The 24,561-nt window shown below is 65.8% G+C and carries 19 protein-coding genes and 2 tRNA genes; 15 read left to right on the plus strand and 6 right to left on the minus strand.

From position 1 onward, the window contains the following. Positions 1-72: 72 nt before the first annotated feature. Positions 73-1,065 (plus strand): Rossmann-fold NAD(P)-binding domain-containing protein, encoded by a 993-nt coding sequence (locus IEX33_RS08280; RefSeq protein ID WP_188729307.1) that lies wholly within the window; start codon positions 73-75, stop codon positions 1,063-1,065. A gap of 8 nt (positions 1,066-1,073) precedes the next feature. On the opposite strand, the gene IEX33_RS08285 is transcribed toward IEX33_RS08280, so the two are convergent. Continuing rightward, entirely contained in the window at positions 1,074-1,547 is a 474-nt protein-coding gene (locus tag IEX33_RS08285; RefSeq protein WP_188729309.1) for an OsmC family protein, read from the minus strand. Between the two features lie 9 nt (positions 1,548-1,556). After that, positions 1,557-4,124 (minus strand): aminopeptidase N, encoded by a 2,568-nt coding sequence (gene pepN / locus IEX33_RS08290; RefSeq protein ID WP_188729311.1) that lies wholly within the window; start codon positions 4,122-4,124, stop codon positions 1,557-1,559. A 167-nt stretch (positions 4,125-4,291) separates the two neighbouring features. Between pepN and IEX33_RS08295 the strand changes: the two genes are divergently transcribed. The 3 genes from IEX33_RS08295 to IEX33_RS08305 all read left to right on the plus strand — a co-directional run bounded on the left by IEX33_RS08295 (position 4,292) and on the right by IEX33_RS08305 (position 6,821). Continuing rightward, on the plus strand, positions 4,292-5,311 hold the full coding sequence (locus IEX33_RS08295; RefSeq protein ID WP_188729312.1) for a hypothetical protein: 1,020 nt from the start codon (positions 4,292-4,294) through the stop codon (positions 5,309-5,311). A gap of 80 nt (positions 5,312-5,391) precedes the next feature. After that, positions 5,392-5,886 (plus strand): ribose-5-phosphate isomerase, encoded by a 495-nt coding sequence (locus IEX33_RS08300; protein ID WP_104186080.1) that lies wholly within the window; start codon positions 5,392-5,394, stop codon positions 5,884-5,886. Then, complete coding sequence (locus tag IEX33_RS08305) at positions 5,886-6,821, plus strand: Fpg/Nei family DNA glycosylase (RefSeq protein ID WP_188729314.1); 936 nt, start codon at positions 5,886-5,888, stop codon at positions 6,819-6,821. The genes IEX33_RS08300 and IEX33_RS08305 overlap by 1 nt, the downstream gene beginning before the upstream one ends. Positions 6,822-6,992: 171 nt before the next feature. Here the strand turns inward: IEX33_RS08305 and IEX33_RS08310 are convergent. Beyond that, a tRNA-Gly gene (locus tag IEX33_RS08310) sits at positions 6,993-7,066 on the minus strand. 142 nt (positions 7,067-7,208) lie between these two features. Between IEX33_RS08310 and IEX33_RS08315 the strand changes: the two genes are divergently transcribed. From IEX33_RS08315 to IEX33_RS08340, 6 genes are all read left to right on the plus strand, one after another. Then, positions 7,209-7,283: transfer RNA gene (locus tag IEX33_RS08315), tRNA-Pro, on the plus strand. An 81-nt stretch (positions 7,284-7,364) separates the two neighbouring features. Beyond that, positions 7,365-8,744 carry a trigger factor gene (gene tig / locus IEX33_RS08320; protein ID WP_188729316.1) on the plus strand — a complete coding sequence of 460 codons (1,380 nt, stop codon included), beginning with the start codon at positions 7,365-7,367 and terminating at the stop codon, positions 8,742-8,744. 234 nt (positions 8,745-8,978) lie between these two features. Next, complete coding sequence (locus IEX33_RS08325) at positions 8,979-9,602, plus strand: ATP-dependent Clp protease proteolytic subunit (protein WP_188730089.1); 624 nt, start codon at positions 8,979-8,981, stop codon at positions 9,600-9,602. A gap of 38 nt (positions 9,603-9,640) precedes the next feature. Further along, positions 9,641-10,300, plus strand: a complete 660-nt coding sequence (locus tag IEX33_RS08330) for an ATP-dependent Clp protease proteolytic subunit (protein WP_188729318.1) — start codon at positions 9,641-9,643, stop codon at positions 10,298-10,300. 175 nt (positions 10,301-10,475) lie between these two features. Further along, the gene (gene clpX / locus IEX33_RS08335; RefSeq protein WP_188729320.1) at positions 10,476-11,756 is read left to right on the plus strand and encodes an ATP-dependent Clp protease ATP-binding subunit ClpX; all 1,281 of its coding nucleotides are present in this window, start codon (positions 10,476-10,478) and stop codon (positions 11,754-11,756) included. A gap of 146 nt (positions 11,757-11,902) precedes the next feature. Next, entirely contained in the window at positions 11,903-12,517 is a 615-nt protein-coding gene (locus tag IEX33_RS08340) for a mycothiol-dependent nitroreductase Rv2466c family protein (RefSeq protein ID WP_188729321.1), read from the plus strand. A gap of 347 nt (positions 12,518-12,864) precedes the next feature. Here the strand turns inward: IEX33_RS08340 and valS are convergent, their stop codons facing one another. After that, entirely contained in the window at positions 12,865-15,486 is a 2,622-nt protein-coding gene (valS, locus tag IEX33_RS08345; protein WP_188729323.1) for a valine--tRNA ligase, read from the minus strand. 115 nt (positions 15,487-15,601) lie between these two features. Between valS and IEX33_RS08350 the strand changes: the two genes are divergently transcribed. Continuing rightward, positions 15,602-16,360, plus strand: a complete 759-nt coding sequence (locus IEX33_RS08350; RefSeq protein ID WP_188729325.1) for an SDR family oxidoreductase — start codon at positions 15,602-15,604, stop codon at positions 16,358-16,360. Positions 16,361-16,363: 3 nt separating this feature from the next. On the opposite strand, the gene IEX33_RS08355 is transcribed toward IEX33_RS08350, so the two are convergent. Next, the gene (locus IEX33_RS08355) at positions 16,364-17,443 is read right to left on the minus strand and encodes an endonuclease/exonuclease/phosphatase family protein (RefSeq protein WP_188729326.1); all 1,080 of its coding nucleotides are present in this window, start codon (positions 17,441-17,443) and stop codon (positions 16,364-16,366) included. A 331-nt stretch (positions 17,444-17,774) separates the two neighbouring features. On the opposite strand from IEX33_RS08355, the gene ileS reads away from it, so the two are divergent. From ileS to ndk, 4 genes are read left to right on the plus strand one after another with little or no spacing between them, the layout of a single operon-like run. Further along, the gene (ileS, locus tag IEX33_RS08360; RefSeq protein ID WP_188729328.1) at positions 17,775-21,107 is read left to right on the plus strand and encodes an isoleucine--tRNA ligase; all 3,333 of its coding nucleotides are present in this window, start codon (positions 17,775-17,777) and stop codon (positions 21,105-21,107) included. A gap of 3 nt (positions 21,108-21,110) precedes the next feature. After that, positions 21,111-22,469: a bifunctional folylpolyglutamate synthase/dihydrofolate synthase gene (locus IEX33_RS08365; RefSeq protein WP_188729330.1), complete on the plus strand. Its 1,359-nt coding sequence runs from the start codon at positions 21,111-21,113 to the stop codon at positions 22,467-22,469. Between the two features lie 4 nt (positions 22,470-22,473). Further along, entirely contained in the window at positions 22,474-22,938 is a 465-nt protein-coding gene (locus tag IEX33_RS08370; protein WP_104186068.1) for a DUF4233 domain-containing protein, read from the plus strand. A 39-nt stretch (positions 22,939-22,977) separates the two neighbouring features. Continuing rightward, the gene (ndk, locus tag IEX33_RS08375) at positions 22,978-23,397 is read left to right on the plus strand and encodes a nucleoside-diphosphate kinase (protein ID WP_188729332.1); all 420 of its coding nucleotides are present in this window, start codon (positions 22,978-22,980) and stop codon (positions 23,395-23,397) included. A 63-nt stretch (positions 23,398-23,460) separates the two neighbouring features. Here ndk and IEX33_RS08380 read toward each other — a convergent pair whose 3' ends face one another. Further along, the gene (locus tag IEX33_RS08380; RefSeq protein WP_104186066.1) at positions 23,461-24,132 is read right to left on the minus strand and encodes a vitamin K epoxide reductase family protein; all 672 of its coding nucleotides are present in this window, start codon (positions 24,130-24,132) and stop codon (positions 23,461-23,463) included. Positions 24,133-24,561 lie beyond the last annotated feature (429 nt).

Raw genomic sequence — 24,561 nt, forward strand, 5'->3', positions numbered from 1 at the left:
TGCCGTGCTGCCGGTTACGCCCGGCGCGGACGGCCCTGTTCTCCTTCAACACTATCGCCGTAGCCTCTCATCATGCGCATTCTCGTCCTCGGCGGAACGGCCTTCCTCTCCGCGGAAATCGTCCGCAGCGCCGTGGCGGCCGGGCATGACGTCACCTGCCTGGCCCGCGGATCCTCGGCTGTTCCGCCCCAGGGTGCATCCTGGCTGAGGGCGGACCGTTCACGGGGCGCGAAGGCCTACGCCGACGCGACGGGGGAGTGGGACGCCGTAGTCGACGTCACCCGCGACCCTGTCCCTGCCACTGAGGCGCTTGAGGCCCTCGCAGGCCGCGCTGCACACTGGACGTTCGTCTCCAGTTGCTCGGTCTATGCGGCTGCTTCGGTTCCCGGCGCGGACGAGGACGCTCCCCTCCTGCCTGCGCTTGCGGCCGGGACTCCGTCCACGCCGGACACGTACGGCGAATCCAAGGTGGCCATCGAGGAAGCAACCATGCAGGCCGCGGTCGGGAAAGCCCACCTGTGCCGTGCCGGCCTGATCGGTGGCCCGGGGGACAGCTCAGACCGCTACGGCTACTGGCCTGCCCGGTTCGCACGGGACAACCGGCCGGTGATCGTGCCCGCGATTGACACCAGCCCCACCCAGGTCATCGACGTCCGCGACCTCGCAGCCTGGATCCTGTGCGCAGCCGGGGACAGCGTGACCGGGGCGCTGAACGCCCTGGGAGAACAGGTACATTTCGGGGAATTCATTGCCGCTTCCCGGGACGCTGCGGGCCACCGCGGCACGATCCTTCCGGCGGAGGAAACGTGGCTGGCGGAGCACGGCGTCAACTACTGGGCAGGCCCGGATTCGCTGCCGCTGTGGCTCCCGCCCGGGCACGGCGGCTTCATGGCCCGAAGCAACAGCGCAGCCCTGGCCCAGGGCCTGCAGCTCCGGCCCTGGCAGGAAACGCTGACTGACACGTTGACGGACGAACGCGCCCGGGGACTCGACCGGCCGCGGAAGGCGGGCCTGGCGCCGGAGACGGAGGCGCGGCTGGCCGGGCTGCTGCCTCGGAGCCTTTGAGTCCGCCATCAGGCCGTTAGCGTCACCGGTTCATGTCCCACCGGGAAGTTCACACTGCGGGCAATGAAGCACACCTGGTTCGCCTCATGGTGCAGCCGGCCGGCCAGCTCCACATGCGCCGGATCCGCCACCGTAACTGTCGGGCGCAGCGTCACACTCGCAAACTGGCCGCTGCCGTCCCGGTTCAGCTTCAGCAGCCCGGACGCCTCGTCGCGGTAGTCCGTGACCACCACGCCGTGCTTCACGGCCACGTGCAGGTAGGAGAGCATATGGCACTGGGACAGGGCCGCCAGGAGCAGCTGCTCCGGGTTGTAGCGCTCCTTGTCCCCGTGGAACGTGGGGTCCGCTGAGCCTTTCAGGACCGGCAACCCGGGAATAAGGATGTCGTGGTCCCGGGAATAGCCCCGGTAGGAGGACGTCCCCTCACCCGTATTGCCCGTCCACTGGACGGCCAGCCCATACCGGTGCTCACTGAGTCCCATCCCGGCCTCCTACGCCTCGCCCGGGAGGACATCAGCCGCGCGGGCGCGCAGTGCCCGGGCAACGCCGTCGCGGTTTTCCAGCATCATCCGCCGCAGCGCGGCGCTCGCCGGCGGAAGCGCCGCCAGGAAGCCGTCCGTACGGTCAACGGTCGCCTGGGTGGTCAGCAGGGCCGGGTAGAGTCCGACGACGATCTGCTGGGCCAGTGCGTGGGTGCGGGCTCCGACGATGCCCGGCACGGCCTCGAAATACTTCTCGGCGTACGGCTCCAGCAGGGTGCGGTCCAGGACCCGCATGAAGCCCGTGACCGCTGAACCCTGGAGCGCGTTGGAGAGTTCGCCCTTGACCACGATGGAGTCCCAGGCCTCCGCCTTGGCTTCGGGGGTGGGGATGGCAGCTTTGGCGAGGGCCGCGGCGTTCTGGCCGCTGGAGGTGTTGTCGCGCTTTAGTTCGGCGTCAATCCCGTCCTGGCCGAGGCGTCCGCCGGCCACCAGCGAGGCCACCAGTTCCCAGCGCAGGTCCTGGTCCACGGCCAGTCCCTCCAGGGTGGCCGAACCGTCCAGGAGCCCCGCCACCCTGTCCAGCTGGGACCCGCTGCGGGCCAGCAGTGCAAAGGACTTGACGAACTGGAGCTGTGCGTCGGATCCGCCGGCCACTCCGGACGCCAGGTCCCACAGCCGGTCCGCGGCTGCCACCGCGGTGGCCTCGCGGTGCTTCTCCGCAACGTAGAAATTCAGGGTGGTGGCCAGTTGGCGGAGCTGGACCAGGATCACCGAGGAATCAGACTCTGCCGCCACATTGGCGAGGACCAGGTCAACGTACCGCCGTGCCGGTGTCTCGCCGTCGCGGGCGGCGTCCCAGGCCGAGTTCCAGACCAGCGTCCGCGGCAGGCTCTGGCTGAAGTCCTTCAGGTGGGCCGTGGCTGTTGCCAGGGATTTTTCGTCCAGCCGGACCTTGGCGTAGGCGAGATCGTCATCGTTGACCAGGATCAGGTCCGGCCGGGCAAGCCCCACCAGCCCGGGCACCTCGGTGCGTCCGCCGTCGACATCCAGCTCCTCGCGGTGCACCCGCTCAAGCTTGCCGGACCCGTTGAGGTTGTAGAAACCCACCGCCAGGCGGTGCGGCCGGATCGTGGGCCACTCCTCCACCGCAGACTGCACAATCGCGAAGGACGTGAGCACGCCGCCGCCGTCCACTTCAAGCTCCGGCTTCAGGGTGTTCACGCCGGCGGTTTCCAGCCACTGCCGGCCCCAGTCGTCAAGGTCGCGGCCGCTCGCCTTCTCCAGTTCCACCAGGAGGTCGCTCAGCTCGGTGTTCTGCCAGGAATGCTTGGCAAAGTACTCACGCACCCCGGCCATGAACTGTTCCGGGCCAACCCAGGCCACTAGCTGGCGGAGGACGGAGGCTCCCTTGGCGTAGGTGATGCCGTCGAAATTGACCTCGACGTCCTGCAGGTCGTTGATCTCGGCAAAGATCGGGTGCGTGGTGGGCAGCTGGTCCTGGCGGTAGGCCCAGGACTTCTCCACGGAGGCGAAGGTGGTCCACGCGCTGGTGAAGGACGTCGCCTCCACCGCCGCGAGGTGTGACATGTATTCGGCAAAGGACTCGTTGAGCCACAGGTCGTTCCACCAGCGCATGGTTACCAGATCCCCGAACCACATGTGGGCGAGCTCGTGGAGCACCGTGATGGCTCGGCGTTCTATCTGGGCTTCCGTGACCTTGCTGCGGAAGACGTAGCCTTCCAGGATGGTCACCGCCCCGGCATTTTCCATGGCGCCGGCGTTGAACTCCGGAACAAACAGCTGGTCGTACTTCTCGAACGGGTAGGGGCAGCCGAACTGCGCCTCGAAGAATGCGAAGCCCTGGCGGGTGAGCTCGAAGATGTTCTCGGCGTCCAGGTACTGCATCAGCGACTTCCGGGCGAAGACGCCCAGCGGAATAGTCCGTCCGTCGGAGCTCACCACTTCGCTGCGCACGGACTGGTAGGGGCCGGCAATCAGCGCCGTGACGTAGGAGGACAGCCTCGGCGTGGGGGAGAAGGACCAGACGGAACGGGCGCCGCCGTCGTCCCCGGGCGTGGTCTCCAGGGGTGCGGGCGTGGGGGAGTTGGAGATGACGTCCCAGTGCGAGGGCGCGGTGACCGTGAAGGTGAACGCCGCCTTCAGGTCGGGCTGTTCGAACACGGCAAACATCCGGCGCGAATCCGGAACCTCGAACTGGGTGTACAGGTAGACCTCGTTGTCCACCGGGTCCACGAAGCGGTGCAGGCCCTCACCGGTGTTCATGTAGGGCGCATCGGCCACGACGGTGAGCTCGTTCTGCTCCGCGAGGTCCGGCAGCTGGATCCTGACGCCGTCGGCCACGGTGGCGGGATCAAGGCTTCTGCCGTTCAAGGTGACGCTGTGGACGGCGGAGGTGATGGCGTCTATGAAGGTGGAGGACCCGGGGCTGGCGCTGAACTTCACGGTGGTGGTGCTGCCGAAGACGTCTCCGCCCCGGGTCAGGTCCAGGCTGACCTCGTAGGACTCGACGGAAATCAGTTTGGCACGTTCATTGGCTTCAACTCGCGTGAGATTCATACCTGGCACAGGGCCCTCCAGAAAGATTGCGTCTGCGCAGCTGGCGGTGCCCAGCGGCGGCACTGCTCATTCTTGCATTCCTTCACCCCCGGAAACGTAGCGCGGCTCACAGCGGACGGGGAAAGAGTCAGGACGCCAGGTGCCTACAGCCGGAGTAGCGTTGGATCATGGGCAAGCTTATGGATTCGGTGGACGCCAGGGCGCTGCGCTTCGCCGCAGGGTTTCCGGTGGTCCTTGCCGCCGGTTTTGTGGTGTGCGCCTTCCTGATCCGGCCGGACCTTCCCGAGCCGCTCGCCGTCAGGTGGACGGACGACGGCGCCGCGGCCTTCGCGCCGTTCGGCACCTATGTGGGGGTGGGGGCGGCGGCGATCGTGGCGGCGGGCTGGCTGGTCCTCTCCCAGGCTGTGAGCCTCAACAGGCCCGCCATTATGCGACGGATCATGATGGGTGCCGGACTGTTCCTCAGCCTTTTTGTCACCAGCGTCGTCGCTGCCGGCCTGGTGGGGCAGGCAGGGCTGGCAGATGCCCGGGAATCCCATGTGGACATGACGGTCCTAGCGCTGGGAAGCGGTGCGGCCGTGGCGCTGGGCGTCATCATCGCCTTTGTTTTCAAGGCCGACCAGCAGTGGTCTCTTGACGATGACCGCGCGCTCCAGCTCACCCTCGCCAGGGAAGCGGACCCGGACCTGGCGCGGGACAGCATCCGCCTCTGGGTGCATGCCCGCAGTTCGGTCTTCATCATGATCGCCATAGCGTCGCTGTTTCCCTCCGCGCTGATCACGGTCGCCGTGCCCTGGCTTGGGATGCTCCTGGTGCTCCTCGCCGTGGTGGGCGCCGCTTTCCTGTTCGCCCGGATCAAAGCCGACCGGCAGGGCCTGAAGGTCCTCCTGGCCGGCATCGTGCCGGTCATGAACGTGCCGGCGGGAGCCATCTCCGGCGCCACCGCGGCGGATGTGAAGGCGGCAGACTATGGCGGGTGGGGCTACCGGCACCACGGCGGGACCTCAGCCATGCTCGTCAGCAGCGGCCCCGCCGTCGTCGTCCGCAAAACTGATGGCCAGCGCCTCGCGGTGAGCGGCGGCAGCCCCGCGTCCGCTGCCAGGCTGGCTGAAGTCCTGACCCGTGTTGCCGCAAGGGCACGCCGTGGAGGGGGCGGCCAGCCACCAGCCTCCCAGCCGGAGTCCTAGTATCCTTGACCCTGTTGTCCTGACCCTGGCCTGCGCCGTCCCGGCCGGCTGCCGGCGCCCCAACCGAACGGATTCTGCTCGTGACTTCTTCCCCTGCCTTCCCGCGGGTCCATATCGCCACCGACCACGCAGGCATGGAGCTCAGCGCCCACCTGGTGCAGCACCTGTCCGCCAAGGGATACGAGGTGGTGGACCACGGTCCCAAGGCCTACGACGCACAGGATGACTACCCGTCGTTCTGCATCAACGCCGCCCTTGCGGTGGTTGCGGACCAGCAGGCAGGCGTCCACGCCCTCGGCATCGTGCTCGGCGGCTCGGGCAACGGTGAGCAGATTGCCGCCAACAAGGTCAAAGGCGTTCGTGCCGCCCTGGCCTGGAACCACTCCACCGCCGTCCTGGCGCGCGAGCACAACGATGCCAATGTTGTTGCCGTCGGCGGCCGCCAGCACACCGTGGCGGAAGCCACCGAGCTCATTGAGGCCTTCCTGACGGAGCCATTCAGCAATGACGAACGGCACGTGCGCCGCATCGGCAAGATCGCCGCCTACGAATCAACCGGCGAGGTTATCGAGTAGTGCCTGAAGGGCATTCCGTCCGCAGGCTGGCGCGGCAGTTCGGGGACGTCTTCGGCGGCCGGCGGCTCAATGTGTCCAGTCCGCAGGGCAGGTTCAGCGCAGGTGCTGCGCTGCTGGACGGGCACACGCTCCTCGCGGCCGAAGCGCACGGCAAGCACCTCTTCCTGCACTTCGACAACGCCCTGGTGCTGCACGTGCACCTTGGGCTGTACGGGGCCTGGAGCTTCGGCGGCGACAGCACTTTCGCCGGATCGTCCAGCATCGGAGCGCCGCGCCGCGTGGGGGAGCAGGAGACCTTCGCGGACGGAAACGACGACGGTGCCTACGCTGGTCCGCCGGCACCGGTGGGCGCCGTGCGGGTCAGGCTTGCCGCCTCGAACGGCTGGGCCGACCTCCGGGGTGCCACCACGTGCGAAGCCATCACCCTGGCCGAGGCTGACCTGGTGCGGGCCCGGCTGGGGCCGGATCCGCTGGTCAACCGCCGGGGCGATTCCGGGCGTTTCGCCGCGAACCTCCACAGCCGCAAGGCACCCGTGGCCGCACTCCTGATGGACCAGAAGATCATTGCCGGCGTGGGCAACGTCTACCGTGCGGAGGTCCTGTTCCGGCGGCGGCTGGACCCTTGGCTGCCGGGCAGTAACCTTGCGGACAGTGAGGCACGGAAGCTGTGGCGCGACGTCGTCTCCGTGATGAACGACGGCGTCGCCGACGGCAGGATCATCACCACGACACCCCGCTACTGGACGGGAAACGGCACGGCGGCCAAACCCGCGGCCGAAGCCGCCGCACTGAAAAGCGGCACCTTTCCCGCCCGGGACAACGCGCATTTTGTATACAAGCGTGACGGATTGCCCTGCCGGGTCTGCCGCACCACGGTGCTGGCCGCAGAACTGGTGGGCCGCAAGCTGTACTGGTGCCCGTCCTGCCAGGCCTGAACACGGCGCCGGCGTTTCGGGGGCGGACCTTACTGGGGCACTTCGACACGGACACGCCGTCCGCCTCCGTGGATTGCGGCACTTGAGCCCTCAGGACGCCCCACGACGGCTTGCCGGTGCCGTCGTCCTTCGAACATGAAAAAGGCCCCTCAGTTGAGGGGCCTTTATTACTGGAGGGGACGACGGGAATCGAACCCGCGTAATCAGTTTGGAAGACTGAGGCTTTACCATTAAGCTACGTCCCCGGAAGAAGCTGCATCTGCAACATTAGCAGGCCTGCGACTTCGGGCTGGCTGTTCAAGCCGGATACAACTAAACCTAATCCATGGCCTACGTGTCAAATGTGCAAACTCGGCGCGTATGACCGTAGACTTGCCTGTGCACTTACGGGGTGTAGCTCAGCTTGGCTAGAGCGCCTGCTTTGGGAGCAGGAAGTCGCAGGTTCAAATCCTGTCACCCCGACTCTGCGGCCCGGACCTGTTGGCCTGGGCAGAACATTGCGTTTGCAGAAACCCATCCCACAAACCCAGGAGTACTTAGACCGTGAAGAGCGCTGTCGAGAACCTCACCCCCACGCGGGTCAAGCTCAATGTTGAGGTCCCCTTTGAGGAATTGAAGCCCAGCATCGACTCGGCCTACAAGACCGTTGCTTCGCAGATCCAGGTCCCTGGCTTCCGTAAGGGCAAGGTACCGGCAAAGCTTATCGACCAGCGCGTTGGCCGCGGCTACGTCCTGGAGACTGCCATCAACGAAGGCCTCAACGGCTGGTACCAGGCTGCCGTGCAGGAATCCGGCATCCGCCCCCTGAGCCGTCCCGAGGTTGAGATCACCGAGGTTCCGGACCCGTCGGCTACCGACGGCGGCCTGAAGTTCGCTGCCGAGGTGGATGTCCGCCCCGAGATCGAACTCCCGGACTACGCCGGCATCAAGGTTGAGGTTGCAGCCGCCGAGTCGTCCGACGAAGACGTGGACAAGGCCCTCGACGAACTGCGCGGCCGCTTCGGCACGCTCAAGTCGGTCGAGCGTCCCGCTGCCGACGGTGACTTCCTCACCATCGACATCACCGCCACCATCGATGGCGAAGAGGTTGACTCCGCCGCGGGCCTGTCCTACCAGGTTGGTGCCGGCACCATGCTCGACGGACTCGACGAAGCCGTCACCGGCCTCAGCGCCGATGAGGACGCCATCTTCAACACCACCCTGGTGGGCGGCGACCACGCCGGCGAAGAGGCACAGGTCAAGGTTGTTGTGAAGGCCGTCAAGGAGCGCGAACTCCCCGAGGCAAACGACGACTTCGCACAGCTTGCTTCCGAGTTCGACACCCTGGCCGAACTCCGTGAAGACCTGGCCAAGCAGGCCGCTGACTCCAAGGTTGTTGAGCAGGGCGTCGAGGCCCGCGACAAGGTCCTGGACAAGCTCGTTGAGCTCGTTGAGGTTCCCGTCCCGGACTCCGTTGTCGAGGAGCAGCTCGAGGCCCACTTCAAGGAGGGCAACGGACACGGTGAAGGTGAGCACGACACCGAGGAGCACCGCGAAGAGGTCCGGGCCAACACGGCCCGTGCCTTCCAGAACGAAATCATCCTCGACGCCATTGCCGAGAAGGAAGAAGTCAACGTCAGCCAGAACGAGCTGATCGACTACATCGTCACCACGGCAAGCCAGTACGGTATGGACCCGAACCAGTTCGCCCAGATCATCGACCAGAGCGGCCAGGTGCCCATGATGGTCTCCGAGGTCCGCCGCCGCAAGGCGCTGGCTGTTGTCCTCGGCCAGGCCGAGGTCACCGACACCGAGGGTAAGGCTGTCGACCTCAGCGACTTCGTGCGCCCCGGCGGCGAAGAGGAAGCCCCGGCAGCCGAGGCTGTTGAAGCTGAAACCGAAGAGACCGCAGCTGACGAAGACAAGGCAGAGGCCAAGGCCTAGGCTTTAGGACGCGCCGCCGAAGGGCCCCCGGATCACACGATCCGGGGGCCCTTCGCGTTAAAATCCGGCCGCTGCCGGACCTTCCCGGCCGATCGTGCGCCGTCAGCGAACAGCCGCGGCTGCGCGAACAAAACGCCGGTGAAACCGGTTAGTGTCCAAGTAGTGATTTTCAGTGATGTCACCGTCACCAGCGAGAGGTTAGTACACATGTCACAGCACCCAGAGTCCCCCCGGATGGCGACCGTCGATCCTGCAGCCCAGGACAACTACATCTACAACCGGCTCCTCAAGGAGCGGATCATCTGGCTCGGCTCAGAGGTGCGTGACGACAACGCCAATGCCATCTGCTCGCAGCTGCTGCTCCTGTCCGCAGAGAACCCGGAAAAGGACATCTACCTTTACATCAACTCACCGGGCGGCTCCGTGACCGCCGGCATGGCCATCTACGACACCATGCAGTTCATCCCGAACGACGTCGTGACGGTTGCCACCGGCCTCGCTGCGTCCATGGGGCAGTTCCTGCTCTCGTCCGGCACCAAGGGCAAGCGCTACGCCACCCCGAACGCCCGTGTCCTGATGCACCAGCCGTCGGGCGGCATTGGCGGCACGGCCTCTGACATCAAGATCCAGGCCGAGCTCATCCTTCACATGAAGAAGGTCATGGCCGAACTGACTGCCGAGCAGACCGGGCAGACCGTTGAGACCATCCTCAAGGACAACGACCGTGACAAGTGGTTCACGGCGACCGAAGCGCTTGAGTACGGCTTCTTCGACAAGATTGCCGCCCACGCCGGTTCGGTGTCCGGTGGCGGCGGAACTGCCAACGGAACATCCGGCGAGTCAGCATCCGAGAAGTAACCCGGCATTTAGAACACTTAGATCAGGAGCACCAAAAAATGACCTACAACTTCGGATCGACTGCCGGCAACCTCCCGACCAGCCGCTACGTCCTGCCCCAGTTCGAAGAGCGCACACCGTACGGCTTCAAGCGCCAGGACCCTTACACCAAGCTCTTCGAGGACCGCATCATCTTCCTCGGTGTCCAGGTGGATGATGCCTCCGCCGATGACGTCATGGCCCAGCTGCTGGTCCTGGAGTCCACCGACCCGGACCGCGACATCACGCTGTACATCAACTCCCCGGGCGGTTCCTTCACCGCCATGACGGCCATCTACGACACCATGCAGTACATCCGCCCGGAGATCCAGACGGTGTGCCTGGGCCAGGCTGCAAGCGCCGCGGCGGTCCTGCTGGCGGCAGGTACTCCCGGCAAGCGCCTTGCCCTGCCCAATGCCCGGGTCCTGATCCACCAGCCGGCCCTGTCCGGCGGCCAGGGCGGCCAGGCCTCGGACCTCGAAATCCAGGCTGCCGAAGTCATGCGCATGCGCTCCTGGCTCGAGGACACGCTGGCACACCACTCCGGACGGACGTCGGAGCAGGTCAACAACGACATCGAGCGCGACAAGATCCTCACGGCCGCGGAAGCCCAGACGTACGGCCTGATCGACCAGGTCCTGGATTCCCGCAAGATCAAACCGCAGGCAATCACCAGGTAGCGGTAAAGTAATGGGCCGGTGGGGCCAATCAATTGGCCCCACCGGCCTTTTCCTTCCACCCTGGGAAGCTAATGTGACCTAGAGTGGATGTTGTCACAACCGGTCCATGCAGGCTGGTGAAGATTCCAGCAACGGTGCGAGGCTGCCTGGCAGCAAGATACTAAGGGGTTCACATATGGCTCGGATTGGCGAGAGCACGGATCTGCTGAAGTGCTCTTTCTGCGGAAAGAGCCAGAAGCAGGTGCGCAAGCTCATTGCCGGGCCCGGTGTCTACATCTGCGATGAATGCATTGAGCTCTGCAACGAGATCATCGAAGAGGAACTCGCGGAAGTTGCCGATCTGGGGAGCTTCGAACTCCCCAAACCCCGCGAGATCTTTGATTTCCTGCAGGAATACGTCATCGGCCAGGAGCCCGCAAAGCGTTCCCTCGCCGTCGCGGTCTACAACCACTACAAGCGCATCCAGGCCGGCCACGCACCCAAGTCCGGGAGCCTTGCCGATGGCGGGCATCACGACGACGTCGAAATCGCCAAGTCGAACATCCTCCTGATCGGGCCTACAGGCTGCGGCAAGACCTACCTGGCCCAAACCCTGGCACGGCGGCTGAACGTCCCGTTTGCCGTCGCCGATGCCACGGCCCTGACCGAGGCCGGCTACGTGGGCGAGGATGTGGAGAACATCCTGCTCAAGCTCATCCAGGCCGCTGACTACGACGTCAAGAAGGCCGAGCAGGGCATTATCTACATCGATGAGATCGATAAAATTTCACGCAAGAGCGAAAACCCCTCCATCACCCGGGACGTCTCGGGCGAGGGCGTCCAGCAGGCGCTGCTGAAGATCCTTGAGGGAACCGTTGCTTCCGTTCCTCCCCAGGGTGGCAGGAAGCACCCGCACCAGGAATTCATCCAGATCGACACCACCAACGTGCTGTTCATCGTTGCCGGCGCCTTCGCGGGCCTCGAGGAGATCATCGGATCCAGGTCCGGGCGGAAGGGTATCGGCTTCGGAGCCCCCCTCAACGAGGCAAGCAAGAAGGTGGACTCCTACGGGGAGGTGATGCCGGAAGACCTGCTGAAATTCGGCCTCATTCCCGAATTCATCGGCCGGCTGCCTGTCATCACCACCGTGTCCAACCTGGACCGCGACGCCTTGATCCAGATCCTGTCCACACCCAAGAACGCCCTGGTGAAGCAGTACCAGAAGATGTTCCAGATAGACGGCGTTGAACTCGTGTTTGACGACACCGCCCTGGACGCCATCGCCGAGCAGGCGCTGGAGCGCGGGACGGGCGCCCGCGGGCTGCGCGCCATCATGGAGGAAGTCCTGCTGCCCGTGATGTTCGATCTCCCAAGCCGCGAGGACGTTGCCAGCGTGGTCATCACGGAGGACGTTGTCCTGAAGGGTGCCGAACCAACCATCGTCCCGCACGTCACCAAACGCCGTAAGTCTGCCTGATTCGTCCGTATGGCTAGTCCCTGAACAGCCAGTCCCCGACCAGCCAGTCCCGGGACGGTCTGTACCGGCTCGGCGCCGACACCCCGCACCACCCCCGAACACACCGTGGCATCCCTGCGCCACGGAAACCAGCGAAGGAATGCCCCATGACGAATTCCGTGAAGAACAAGGCCGATTTCTGGTTCGATCCGCTGTGCCCCTTCGCTTGGATCACTTCCCGCTGGATCGGCGAAGTGGAAGGCGTCCGCGATATCGAAACGGAATGGCACGTCATGAGCCTGGCGGTCCTCAACGAGGGCCGCGACCTTGAACCTGACTACCGCGAATCCATGGACAACGCCTGGGGCCTGGTCCGTGTGATCATTGCAGCGCAGCAGCAGCATGGAGATGCAACAGTCAAGGCGCTCTACGATGCCATGGGCTCGTTGATCCACGAATCCGGCGAGCAGGACCGTGACGTGGTCATCACCAAAGCGCTTGCCGACTGCGGGCTTCCCGCCACCCTTGCCGCGGCCGCCTCCACGGACGCCTTCGACGACCAGCTCCGGGCGAGCCACCAGGAGGGCATCTCGCTGGTGGGCCAGGACGTCGGAACTCCGGTCGTGGCCTTTAACGGAACCGCGTTCTTCGGTCCCGTGCTCACCAGGATTCCCCGCGGGGAGGAAGCCGGCAAGCTGTGGGACGCCACCACAGCCATTGCCGCCTACCCGCACTTCTTTGAGCTCAAGCGCAGCCGCACCGAACGGCCCGAGTTCACCTAGGCCTGGTCCGCCCGGCCCGCACGGCAGGGCTCCAAGAGCCCCGGTAGAACTACAACCAAGTAGTTCTACCGGGGCTCTTGCGCTTGCCGGTGGGCAGGACAACAATGGTTCTTACCCACTTCGAAAGAAGAGGGACGCAGGAACCAAAGATTCAGTGATATGTCATCTGACGCAGCCATCGGCAAAGCCAGATGCAAGCTACCAGTGACGTGGTAGGAAGACCTGAAGATTCAGAGGATCCTGCCAGACCATCAAGACGTCACCGGATGGCCGAAAAGTCGAAGCCCCACCAACGGCAAAACGCTGATGGGGCTTCCCCTTTGCCCTGAAACAGGGCCGGACGTGCGCTACGCTTTCGCCGGCTCTTCCGTCGCAGCAAGTGCCACGTCGCTGACGCTCAGCTCGCCCTCGCCTACCGCCAGGATGATCTCGCGGGCGTTGGAGGCTGCCTTCAGGTCAGCCAGGCCGGCCTGCAGCTGCGCGGTCAGTGCTTCCGGCGCCGTGATGGTCGCAGTAAGGACCTCGGTGCGCTGCTTGACCTTCGCTTCGGACTTGGCTTTGCGGACGCCGCTGAGGGCCACCCCAACTGTTGCGAGCATGGCGGTATCGCCGCCCGGGACATCCAGCGGTGCGGGCCACTGGGCGCGGTGGACGGAGCCATTGCGCCACCAGCTCCACACCTCTTCGGTGGCGAAGGGCAGGAAGGGCGCGAAGAGCCGCAGCAGGGTGTCCAGGGTGGTGGCCAGTGCTGCCAGCACCGAAGCCTGTTCGGCCTCACCGGCGGCGCCGTAGGCCCGGTCCTTGATCAGCTCCACGTAGTCATCCGTGAACTGCCAGAAGAAGCTTTCCGTGATCTGCAGCGCCCGTGCGTAGTCGTAGTTGTCAAAGGCCTTGGTGGCCTGGGCCACTACCTCCGACAGCTGCGCCAGGACCGCCCGGTCCAGCGGATTGGCCAGGACGGAAAGGTCGGTGGACAGCACGGAGTCTTCCGTGGCGCCCAGGTTCAGGACGAACTTGGATGCGTTCAGCAGTTTGATGGCCAGGCGCCGGCCGATCTTCATCTGCGCAATCTCGTAGGCCGTGTCGGCTCCGAGCTTTGCGGAGGCAGCCCAGTAGCGGACGGCATCGGAGCCGTACTCCTCCAGCACGTCGGTGGGTACCACCACGTTGCCCTTGGACTTGGACATCTTCTTGCGGTCGGGGTCCAGGATCCAGCCGGAGATGGCCGCGTGCTTCCAGGGGGCGCTGTTCTCCAGGGCGTCCGCGCGGACCACGGAGGAGAAGAGCCAGGTCCGGATGATGTCGTGGCCCTGCGGGCGGACGTCAAAGGGGAAGACTTTGCCAAAGAGGTCCTCGTCGCGCTTCCAGCCGCCAACGATCTTGGGCGTGAGGGAGGACGTGGCCCAGGTGTCCAGGATGTCCGCGTCGCCCGTGAAGCCGCCGGGAACGTCGCGCTGGGATTCGTCGAACCCGGGAGCTGCGTCCGCAGCCGGATCCACGGGCAGCTGCTCGTCGGACGGGACGATGGGGGAGTCGTAGTCCGGGTTGCCGTCGGCATCCAGCGGGTACCAGACCGGGATGGGCACGCCGAAGAAGCGCTGGCGGGACACCAGCCAGTCGCCGTTCAGGCCGGCAATCCAGTTCTCGTAGCGCGAGCGCATGAAGGCGGGGTGGAAGTCGATCTCGTGCCCGCGTGCGATCAGGCGTTCGCGGCGGTCCTCGTCCCGGCCGCCGTTGCGGATGTACCACTGGCGGGAGGTGACCACTTCAAGGGGCTTGTCGCCTTTTTCATAGAAGTTCACGGGGTGCATGATCTTCTTGGGCTCGCCCTCGAGCAGTTCGGCGGCGGTCAGGAGCTTCACCACTTCTTCCTTGGCGCTGAAGACGGTCTTGCCCGCAATCGCGGCGAAGGCTTCGCGGCTAATGTCGGTGGTGATCCACTCAGGCGCCTCGCTGACGATCCGTCCGTCGCGGCCCACGATGGCCCGGGTGGGCAGCTGCAGTTCGCGCCACCAGGTGACGTCCGTGAGGTCACCGAACGTGCACACCATGGCGATGCCGGAGCCCTTGTCCGCCTTCGCCAGCGGATGCGCCTTGACCTCAACCTCCACGCCGAACAGGGGGGATGTGACCTTCTTGCCGAACAGCGGCTGGTACCGTTCGTCGTCGGGATTCGCCACCAGGGCGGCGCAGGCCGCCAGCAGTTCCGGACGGGTGGTCTCGATGTAGATCTTCTCCCCGTCCTCAGTGAAGAACGGGTAGCGGTAGTAGGCGCCGGGCATCTCGCGGTCCTCGAGTTCCGCCTGCGCCACGGCGGTCCGGAACGTGACGTCCCAGAGCGTGGGTGCCTCTGCCATGTAGGCGTCGCCCGCGGCCAGGTTGGCCAGGAAGGCGCGCTGGGACACTGCCCGCGAGTTGTCGTCGATGGTGCGGTAAGTGAGCTCCCAGTCCACGGACAGGCCTAGGGTCTGGAAAAGGTTTTCGAAGACCTTCTCGTCCTCAACGGCCAGCTCTTCACACAGTTCGATGAAGTTGCGGCGGGAGACGACGTCGAAGTCCCGCTGGTTCTTCGCAGGCTGCGCCGGCGGCCGGTAGTCGGGGTTGTACGGGATGGAAGGGTCGCAGCGGACGCCGTAGAAGTTCTGCACCCGGCGTTCGGTGGGCAGGCCGTTATCGTCCCAGCCCATCGGATAGAAGACGTTCTTGCCCGTCATCCGCTGGTAGCGTGCCAGCACGTCCGTCTGGGTGTAGGAGAACATGTGCCCCACGTGGAGCGATCCGGACGCCGTGGGCGGGGGAGTGTCGATCGAGTAGACCTTGTCCCGGGTGGTTTCCCGGTCGAACTTGTAGGTCCCCTCGGCCAGCCACCGCTGCGTGAGGGCAGCTTCGAGGCCTTCGAGGGCCGGCTTGTCCGGAACGTTGATGGGGGCGGTGGTGGGCGTGTCTGTACCCTGCGTGTCTTCAGCCATGTGCCAATTGTTTCATGTCCGGGCCTGTCCGCCCGCCCGCTGCGGCGCCGGGCGCGAGTTCCCCCTGGCGGGAAAGTCGGCGTCGTCCCTCGTGCCGTCCCGCTATGGTGGTGCCATGACTGACGTTTCGCAGAAGAAGGCAGCTTTAGTGACCGGCGCGAGCAGCGGAATCGGAGAGGCCACTGTCCGCGCCCTGGCGGCGGACGGCTGGAAGGTGTTTGCCGTGGCGCGCCGCGCAGACCGCCTGGCCGAACTGGAGAAGGAGACCGGCGCCGTCGCGCTCCCCGCCGACATTTCCGAGGACGACGACGTGTCCCGGCTTGTGTCGCAGGTGACCGAGGCGGGGGGAATCGACACGCTGGTCAACATCGCCGGCGGCGCCAGGGGCGCGGACACCATCGGCTCCGCCAGCACCGGGGATTGGGAGTGGATGTACCGGGTGAACGTGCTGGGCACCATGAAACTCATCAAGGCGTTCCTGCCCATGCTGCGGGCCAACGGCGAAGGGACAATACTGAACCTGACCTCCACCGCCGGGCTGGCGGCGTACGAGGGCGGTGGCGGCTACAACGCGGCGAAGTTCGCCCAGCGTGCCCTGACGGAGGCACTGCGCCTGGAGGAAGCCGAGCACAACGTCCGCGTGATCGAAGTGGCACCCGGGCTGGTCCAGACCGAGGAGTTCGCCCTGAACCGGCTTGGTGACCGGCAGGCAGCGGACAAGGTGTACCAGGGCGTGGAGAAGCCGCTCACGGCCGGCGACGTCGCCGACGTGGTCCGCTATGCGGTCAGCGCTCCGCACCACGTCAACCTGGACCAGATCGTCATCCGGCCGGTGGCGCAGGCCTCCAACTACAAGCTCATCCGCAAGGCCTAGCGCCTAGGGCAGGACCAGGCGCGCCACCACCGCGGCATGGTCCGTTCCCGGAAGCGTGACCACGTCAAAGTCCACCACCTCGATGCCGGGGCTGACCAGGACATGGTCGATGGCCACGAAAGCCGGGGCCGGTGAATTTACGGGCCACGTGGGGGCCAGCCCCTTACCAGTCACCTGCGCGGCGTCGGACAGCCCCGTGGCCAGGAGATCCCTGAACTCACCGTGGTCCGCGCTCGCGTTGAAGTCGCCCAGCAGGATGGCAAGCCGGCTGTCCGGCAGCGCCTGCCACAGTTCGCCCAGCTGCCGCAGCTCCTCCCGCCATGACGTGATGTGCCCCCTGCGCGGTGAGTCCACGTGGACCGCCGTCAGGTGCACCGGGCCGGAGGCGGTGGGAATGCCGGCCACGGCGCGGCTTTGATGGAAGGCCGAGCCGGGCACGCGTTCCACCTGCTCGAGGGGGAACCGCGAGAAGAGGGCGCTTCCAACCTTGTCCCAGTCCACATCCGTGGCGCGCGACGGCAGCAGGGTTCCCAGCCCTGCCTTATCCAGTGCCTTCAGGCCGGCGGGCGCAAGCTCCGGCAGGGCCAGGACGTCCACATTGCGGTTCCTGACCTCTGCCAGCAGGGCGCCGGGGTCCACACCCGTGTACCCCACGTTCACCGCCATGACTGTCAGCACCGGCCCCGGGGCCAGGTCCGTTGGCGGGGCAGGGAACTTGACGTTTGCCGGCTGCACGTTTCCGGACGGCGGCGTGGCCAGCGTGCCGGGCGGCACTAGGCGGTCCAGCACCCAGCCGAGCTGTACGGCCAGCAGCGCCGCCACGAGGGCAGCGGCCACGGCCCTGCGGGGTCCGGTGTTACGGAAGAGGGGGACGACGGCGGCAGCAAGCGCCGCCGTCGTTGTGATCAGCCCCGCGGGAAAGATGGCCAGAAGCTGGACCCAGGGGGTGCCGACGTCCCACGGAACCATGCGCAGGAACACCAGGGCAGCACCCGGCATGGCCAGGACGACGGCGGCAGCCGACCACCGGGACCACGGCCGGCGAGGCCTGCCGCCGCGCACCCCGGCCCCGTACTCTCGCATAGGTTCCATTATTGGTGGCCCGGGCCCGGAAATAGTAGACTCAAAAGGCTATGACCCGGCAATCACCGGTGAGCTTCCGGAAGAACACGCGGACCGCCCTGGCAGAACAACAGGGGCACGCGCCAGTAGAACCGGACGGGTAAGCCCGTCACAGCAGTAATGAGTGGCCGTCGCGGCACACGTTCCCCCGGGAAACGTGCAGCGCCGGTAAGTGAGGTGGTACCGCGGTGAGCGTGGGGTCCGGACGGACGCCACAGGATCCGTCCTCGCATCCTGAACGGAACAGAAGGCGCAAGCCGGCAGTTCGCCAAGCTCAACCCAGGATGTCGACATGTCGTATTACCCCAAGGCCTCAGCCTCCACCGGCCCTTCGCCCAGCGGCGGTGCCGCCGTTTCCGCCTCCGTGAAGTTTCCGGAGATCGAAGAGCGCATCCTGAAGTACTGGGACCAGGACGGCACCTTCCAGGCCAGTATCGACCAGCGGAGCGCGGATGCCCCGGGCGGGGAGCCCGGCAGCAACGAGTTCGTCTTCTACGACGGCCCGCCCTTCGCCAACGGCCTGCCCCACTACGGGCACCTCCTCACCGGCTACGCCAAGGACCTGGTGGGCCGCTACCAGACCCAGCGCGGGAAGCGCGTTGAGCGCCGGTTCGGCTGGGACACCCACGGCCTGCCCGCCGAGCTGGAGGCCATGAAGCAGCTGGGGATGACGGATAAAACCCAGATCGAAGCCATGGGCATCGACAAGTTCAACGACGCCTGCCGTGCCTCGGTCATGAAGTACGCCGACGAGTGGCGGAACTACGTGACCCGCCAGGCGCGGTGGGTGGACTTCGACAACGACTACAAGACCCTCAACGTGGAGTACATGGAGTCCGTCCTCTGGGCGTTCAAGCAGCTTCACGAAAAGGGACTGACCTACAACGGCTACCGCGTGCTGCCGTACTGCTGGAAGGACGAGACGCCGCTGTCCAACCATGAGCTGCGCATGGACGACGACGTCTACAAGAACCGCCAGGACCAGACGGTCACGGTAACCTTCCCCATCACGGCAGGGGAGTCGGACCTGTCCCGGCAGCTCTCCGGCGTCCAGGCCCTCGCCTGGACCACGACGCCCTGGACGCTGCCCACCAACGCCGCGCTCGCCGTCGGCCCTTCCATCACCTACGCCGTGCTGCCGGCCGGACCCAACGGAATCAAGGCCGCCTCCGCGGACGCGCCCGTCTCGGGCAGCTTCCTGCTGGCCGCGGACCTCGTGGGCAACTACGCCAAGGACCTGGGCTACGACGATTTCGAGGCCGCCCAGGCCGCTGTTGTTTCCACCCACACCGGCGCCGAGCTGGAAGGCCTGGCGTACCAGCCGCTGTGGAGCGATTTCGCGGACAACGAAAAGTACGGCATGGAGAACGCCTGGCGCTTCCTGGTTGCCGATTACGTCACCACCACTGACGGCACCGGCATCGTGCACCAGGCTCCGGCCTACGGCGAGGACGACCAGAAAGTCTGTGAGGAAGCCGGCATCCCGGTAGTCCTGTCCGTGGACGAGGGCGCCAAATTCCTCCCGCTCTTCAAGCACGGCGACCTGCACGACATCGTGGGCCTGCAGGTCTTCGAGGCGAACAAGCCTATCACGCAGGTACTGCGCGCCCAGGGCCGGCTGGTCAAGCAGGCCAGCTACGAGCACAGCTACCCGCACTGCTGGCGCTGCCGCAACCCGCTGATCTACCGCGCCGTCTCCTCCTGGTACGTGGAAGTCACCAAGTTCAAGGACCGGATGTCCGAACTGAACCAGGAGATCAACTGGATCCCCGGCAACGTCAAGGACGGCCAGTTCGGCAAGTGGCTGGAAAACGCCCGCGACTGGTCCATCAGCCGCAACCGGTACTGGGGCAGCCCCATCCCGGTGTGGCAGTCCAGCGACCCCGAATATCCCCGCACCGACGTCTACGGCTCGCTCGCCGAGATCGAGGCGGACTTCGGCCGCCTGCCGCTGAACAAGGACGGCCAGGTGGACCTGCACCGCCCGTTCATCGACGAACTCACCCGGCCCAACCCGGACGACCCCCGCACGCCCGAAGAGGGCCAGTCCGTCATGCGCCGCGTGGAGGACGTCCTGGACGTCTGGTTCGACTCCGGCTCCATGCCGTACGGCCAGGTCCACTACCCGTTCCAGAACGAGGCCTGGTTCGACACCCACAACCCGGCTGACTTCATCGTGGAGTACATCGGCCAGACCCGCGGCTGGTTCTACATGCTGCACATCCTCTCCACGGCCCTGTTCGACCGGCCGGCCTTCCGGAACGTCATCAGCCACGGCATCGTGCTGGGCTCGGACGGGCAGAAGATGTCCAAGAGCCTGCGCAACTACCCGGACGTCTCCGAGGTGCTGGACCGCGACGGCTCGGATGCCATGCGCTGGTTCCTCATGTCCAGCCCTATCCTGCGCGGCGGCAACCTGGTGGTCACCGAGCAGGGAATCCGCGACGGCGTCCGCCAGGTCATCCTGCCGCTGTGGAACGTGTACAGCTTCTTCACGCTCTACACCAACGCCGCGGCCGGCGGCTCAGGCTACGATGCGAAGCTGCGCTACGACGGCTACGCCGACACCCTGGACCAGTACCTGCTGGCCAACACCGGCGAACTGGTCGGCACCATGACCGAACGGCTGGACGACTACGACATCTCAGGTGCCTGCGACGCGCTGCGCAGCTACCTGGACATGCTCACCAACTGGTACGTCCGCAGGAGCCGCCAGCGGTTCTTCGACGAGGACCGGGACGCCTTTGATGCGCTCTACACTGCACTGGAAACGGTGTCCCGCGCAGCGGCATCCCTGCTGCCGCTGGTGTCGGAAGAGATCTGGCGCGGGCTCACCGGCGGACGGTCCGTCCACCTGGCAGACTGGCCGGACGCTGCGCTGTTCCCCGCCAACCCGGACCTGGTCCAGGCCATGGACAAGGTCCAGCAGATCTGCTCCACGGGCTCCTCGCTCCGCAAGGCTGCGAACCTTCGCGTCCGCCTGCCGCTGCAGGAACTGACGGTCGTGGCACCCGGCGCCGATGCGCTGCAAGGTTTTGCCGCCGTCGTCGCAGATGAGCTGAACCTCCGCTCCGTCAGGCTGCTGGATGCTGCCACGGCCTCGCCGGAAGAGTTCGGGATCCAGCAGAAACTCGTGGTCAACGCCCGCGCCGCGGGCCCGCGCCTGGGAAAGAACGTCCAGCAAGCCATCAAGGGCTCCAAGTCAGGCGACTGGTCGGTGTCCGAGGCAGGCGTGGTCACCGCGGGCGGCCTGGAGTTGGAGCCGCAGGAATACACCTTGGAAACCGTCGTGGCAGAGTCCGACGGCGGTGCTGCCGCTGCCACCAAAGCGGTGGCGGTCCTGCCCGGCGGCGGGTTCGTGGTCCTCAACACCGAGGTCACTCCTGAGCTCGAGGCGGAAGGCCTGGCCCGCGACATGGTCCGTGCCATCCAGCAGGCGCGCAAGGACGCCGGACTCAATGTCAGCGACCGGATCCGGACCACCGTCACGGCGCAGCAGAACGTCGTCGACGCCCTGCTGGCCAACGCCGGCCTGGTGAAGGGCGAGACCCTGTCCGTGGAACTCACGGCGGAACCCGGGGACGCCGCAGAGCCGGCCGTTGCCGTCGAAAAAGTAGAGGCCTGATCCATGACTGATGAATTCTCCGTAGAGAGCGTCTACGCCGAGCTGCTGGGCCGGGCGCCGGAAAACAAGATGGAGCCGCGGCTGGCCCCGCTGTTCCGGGCGATGGATGTGCTGGGCGAGCCGAACAAGGCGTTCCCGATCATCCACGTCACCGGGACCAACGGCAAGACCTCCACCGCCCGCATGATCGAATCCGTCCTGCGGGCCCACGGCCTGAGCACCGGACGGTACACCAGCCCGCACCTGTCCAAGGTGACGGAGCGGATCAGCATCGACGGGCACCCGGTCCCCGACGAGACCTTCGTGCGCATCTGGGACGAAATCCGCCCCTACCTGCAGATCGTCGACTCCGAGCTCGAGGCTGCAGGCGAACCGCGGCTCACCTACTTCGAATGCCTCACCATCTTGGGCTTCGCCATCTTCGCGGACCAGCCGGTCAACGTGGCCGTGATCGAGGTTGGCCTCGGCGGCATCACGGACGCCACCAACGTTGGGGACGGGCAGGTTTCCGTGATCACCCCCATCTCGCTGGACCACACGGACCTGCTGGGTGAGACCACGGAGGACATCGCGTACGAAAAGGCCGGCATTATCAAGCCCGGCGGCTACCTCATCAGTGCCGCCCAGCCTCTGGACGCTGCCCAGGTCCTGCTGGACAAGGCCAAGGACGTGGGGGTGCCGTTCCGCTTCGAGGGCGTGGAATTCGGCGTCGAATCCCGGACCGTGGCAGTGGGCGGGCAGGTGGTGAGCATCCAGGGCATCGCCGGCCGCTACCCGGAACTGCTGGTCCCGCTGCACGGCGCCCACCAGGCACAGAACGCCGCGGTGGCCGTGGCGGCTCTGGAAGCCTTCTTCGGGGGAGAAAAGGAACTCGACTTCGAGGTGCTCCAGGAAGGCTTCTCGAATGTCACGTCGCCGGGCCGCCTGGAAGTGGTGCGGACAGCTCCCACCATCGTGGTGGACGCTGCCCACAACCCGGACGGCATCAAGGCCTCCGCAGCCGCCCTGCAGGAAGCCTTCACCTTCACCAGGCTTGTCCCGGTGGTCGGAGTGCTCAAGGAGAAGGACGCCGAGGAGATCCTCCGCCAGCTCAAGGAATCCCTGGGCGGGATGGCGGAGGAGTTCTGCTTCACGCAGTCGAACTCCCCGCGGGCCGTGCCGGCAGCTGAGCTGGCCGAACTGGCGGTTGAGCTTGGCTTCGGCGAGGACAACGTGCACATCGCCGAAAAGCTCGACGACGCCCTTGAATGGGCGGTGGAACGCGCCGAAGCCAATGACGACCTCTCCGGGGGAGTGCTGGTCACCGGCTCCATCACGCTCGTGGCCGAGGCGCGGATCCTGCTCGGAAAGACGGAGGCCTGATTCCATGGCCAAGTTGACCAAAGCGCAGCGCGAGTGGCGGCCGGGCATGCCCAAGAAGCGCCGCTCAACCAAGGTGATGTTCGCTTCCACGGTCCTCCTGCTGGAAGCCTTCGTGATGTTCTTCGCCACCCTGGCGGTGTTCGGCCTGCGGCGGGGGGAGTTCCCGCCGGCGGTCATCCTGGGGGTGGGGATTGCGCTGTGCGTGGTGATGATTGTTGCGTGCGCCTTCCTCACCAAGCCCTGGGGCATCGGCTTGGGCTGGATCCTTCAGCTGGTCCTGATCCTCACCGGGATCTTCGAGCCGGCCATGTTCCTGGTGGGCACCCTGTTCGCGGCGGCGTGGTGGTACGGGATCCGCACAGGAATCCGGCTGGACCGGGAAGCCGGGGAACGGGCCCGCGAACAGGCTGCCTGGGAAGCCGCCCATCCGGACGGGGCCGGGCCCGGCCAGCAGCCGCAGTCCCCGTAGACTTGACCCGAAACCCCTTACCAACGCATTGGAGCAGTTGTGACTACTGAGCGCACCCTCGTCCTGATCAAGCCCGACGGCGTCGCCCGCAACCTTACCGGCGCCATCCTGGCCCGGATCGAAGCCAAGGGCTACACCCTGGCTGAGCTGAAGAAGGTTGACGCCTCACGCGAACTCCTGGAGCAGCACTATGAGGAGCACGTGGGCAAGCCCTTCTACGAGCCCCTGGTGGAGTTCATGCTCTCCGGACCCGTGGTGGCGGCCATCTTCGAGGGCCACCGTGTCATCGAGGGGTTCCGTTCGCTGGCCGGCACCACCGACCCCACCACGGCAGCCCCAGGCACCATCCGCGGCGACTTCGGCCGCGACTGGGGCCTGAAGGTCCAGCAGAACCTGGTCCACGGTTCCGACTCCGCCGAATCCGCCGGGCGCGAGATCAAGATCTGGTTCCAGGGCTGACAGCCCAGGGACAGCAAAAAGCCCCTGGTTCCTCGGAACCAGGGGCTTTTTCCGTCTGCAGGCCTAGAATCCTGAGGTTCCGGCGAACACCTGGATGAAGGCGAAGAAGATGGTGGCGATGACCGCCACGTACAGCAGGGCGGTGATGATCCAGCCGGAGTCACCCAGGATGCGGGCGGCGTTGGCGGGGGCAGGGATGACCCCGGCGCTGATGTTCCGGATGGTCACCCAGACAAAGAGCGGGATCATGGCCGCCCAGACAACCATGCAGAACGGGCACAGAATGTGGATGACGTAGAGGGCCTGGGACCACAGCCACACCACGAACGCGAAACCGAGCGTGACCCCGGCCTGCAGGCCCAGCCAGTACCACCGCGCAAATTGGGCGCCGGCCAGCAGTGACATGCCCACAGTGATGGTGATGGCGAACGCCACGATGCCGATAAACATATTGGGGAAGCCAAACAGCGAGCTCTGCCACGTCTGCATCACCTGGCCGCAGGAGATCCACGGGTTCACGTCGCACACCGTGGTGTGGTTGGGGTCCTTGAGGACCTCCAGTTTCTCCAGCACCAGGGTTCCGGAGGCCAGCCAGCCGATTATCCCGGTAATGACCATCAGCCAGCCGAGCGGCCGGTCACGGGTCATCGGCGGGCGGGCTCCGGCTGTACTGCTGTCCGGATCCACAGTCCGTTCCGGCGCGTGGGTGCCGCTCAAGGGGGAGATGCTGGGCATTGGCAAGGCGTCCTTTTCATCGGGTGGTCCTTGCCCGATTGTAACGCCGGACGCTGGAAAGACCTTCCAGGAAGGGGAACAAGTGCTGCTGCTTCCGCCGTGGAATAGCCGGGGTATGAGAGAATGAACGTGGCTGGAACCCGATCCACATTCGGGGTCCAGTCCGGCAGCTTGTTCGCAAGACCGCCCATGATGAGCAGCGCAGGCTTTGGATTCTTCGATCCGAACTCCGCAACTCCATGGGGCGGCACCTGGTTGTGGCGTGTGGAACAACGGGTTCTGGAACATCCTGCCGGCCCCCACGGGCTGCCGCACCCCACTGCCGGTGCGAACCTGGGGGTATCCACTTGACTTCTGTCAACGCCTGCGGGTTTTGACAATATGTGCCCCAATGGGTGCCGGATGTGGCGGTACGTCAGGGGCAGGAGT

Origin of the sequence: Pseudarthrobacter scleromae (assembly GCF_014644515.1) — a bacterium.
GTDB classification, from domain to species: Bacteria; Actinomycetota; Actinomycetes; order Actinomycetales; family Micrococcaceae; genus Arthrobacter; species Arthrobacter scleromae.

Bases quoted from the DNA above. Each gene is read 5' to 3' on its own strand.
- pepN (WP_188729311.1), bottom strand. From the start codon at position 4,124: ATGAATCTCACGCGAGTTGAAGCCAATGAACGTGCCAAACTGATTTCC.
- ileS (WP_188729328.1), top strand. From the start codon at position 17,775: ATGTCGTATTACCCCAAGGCCTCAGCCTCCACCGGCCCTTCGCCCAGC.
- IEX33_RS08285 (WP_188729309.1), bottom strand. From the start codon at position 1,547: ATGGGACTCAGTGAGCACCGGTATGGGCTGGCCGTCCAGTGGACGGGC.
- IEX33_RS08280 (WP_188729307.1), top strand. From the start codon at position 73: ATGCGCATTCTCGTCCTCGGCGGAACGGCCTTCCTCTCCGCGGAAATC.
- IEX33_RS08325 (WP_188730089.1), top strand. From the start codon at position 8,979: ATGGCGACCGTCGATCCTGCAGCCCAGGACAACTACATCTACAACCGG.
- IEX33_RS08340 (WP_188729321.1), top strand. From the start codon at position 11,903: ATGACGAATTCCGTGAAGAACAAGGCCGATTTCTGGTTCGATCCGCTG.
- IEX33_RS08330 (WP_188729318.1), top strand. From the start codon at position 9,641: ATGACCTACAACTTCGGATCGACTGCCGGCAACCTCCCGACCAGCCGC.
- IEX33_RS08365 (WP_188729330.1), top strand. From the start codon at position 21,111: ATGACTGATGAATTCTCCGTAGAGAGCGTCTACGCCGAGCTGCTGGGC.
- clpX (WP_188729320.1), top strand. From the start codon at position 10,476: ATGGCTCGGATTGGCGAGAGCACGGATCTGCTGAAGTGCTCTTTCTGC.
- IEX33_RS08295 (WP_188729312.1), top strand. From the start codon at position 4,292: ATGGGCAAGCTTATGGATTCGGTGGACGCCAGGGCGCTGCGCTTCGCC.
- IEX33_RS08370 (WP_104186068.1), top strand. From the start codon at position 22,474: ATGGCCAAGTTGACCAAAGCGCAGCGCGAGTGGCGGCCGGGCATGCCC.
- IEX33_RS08355 (WP_188729326.1), bottom strand. From the start codon at position 17,443: ATGCGAGAGTACGGGGCCGGGGTGCGCGGCGGCAGGCCTCGCCGGCCG.
- IEX33_RS08350 (WP_188729325.1), top strand. From the start codon at position 15,602: ATGACTGACGTTTCGCAGAAGAAGGCAGCTTTAGTGACCGGCGCGAGC.
- IEX33_RS08380 (WP_104186066.1), bottom strand. From the start codon at position 24,132: ATGCCCAGCATCTCCCCCTTGAGCGGCACCCACGCGCCGGAACGGACT.
- valS (WP_188729323.1), bottom strand. From the start codon at position 15,486: ATGGCTGAAGACACGCAGGGTACAGACACGCCCACCACCGCCCCCATC.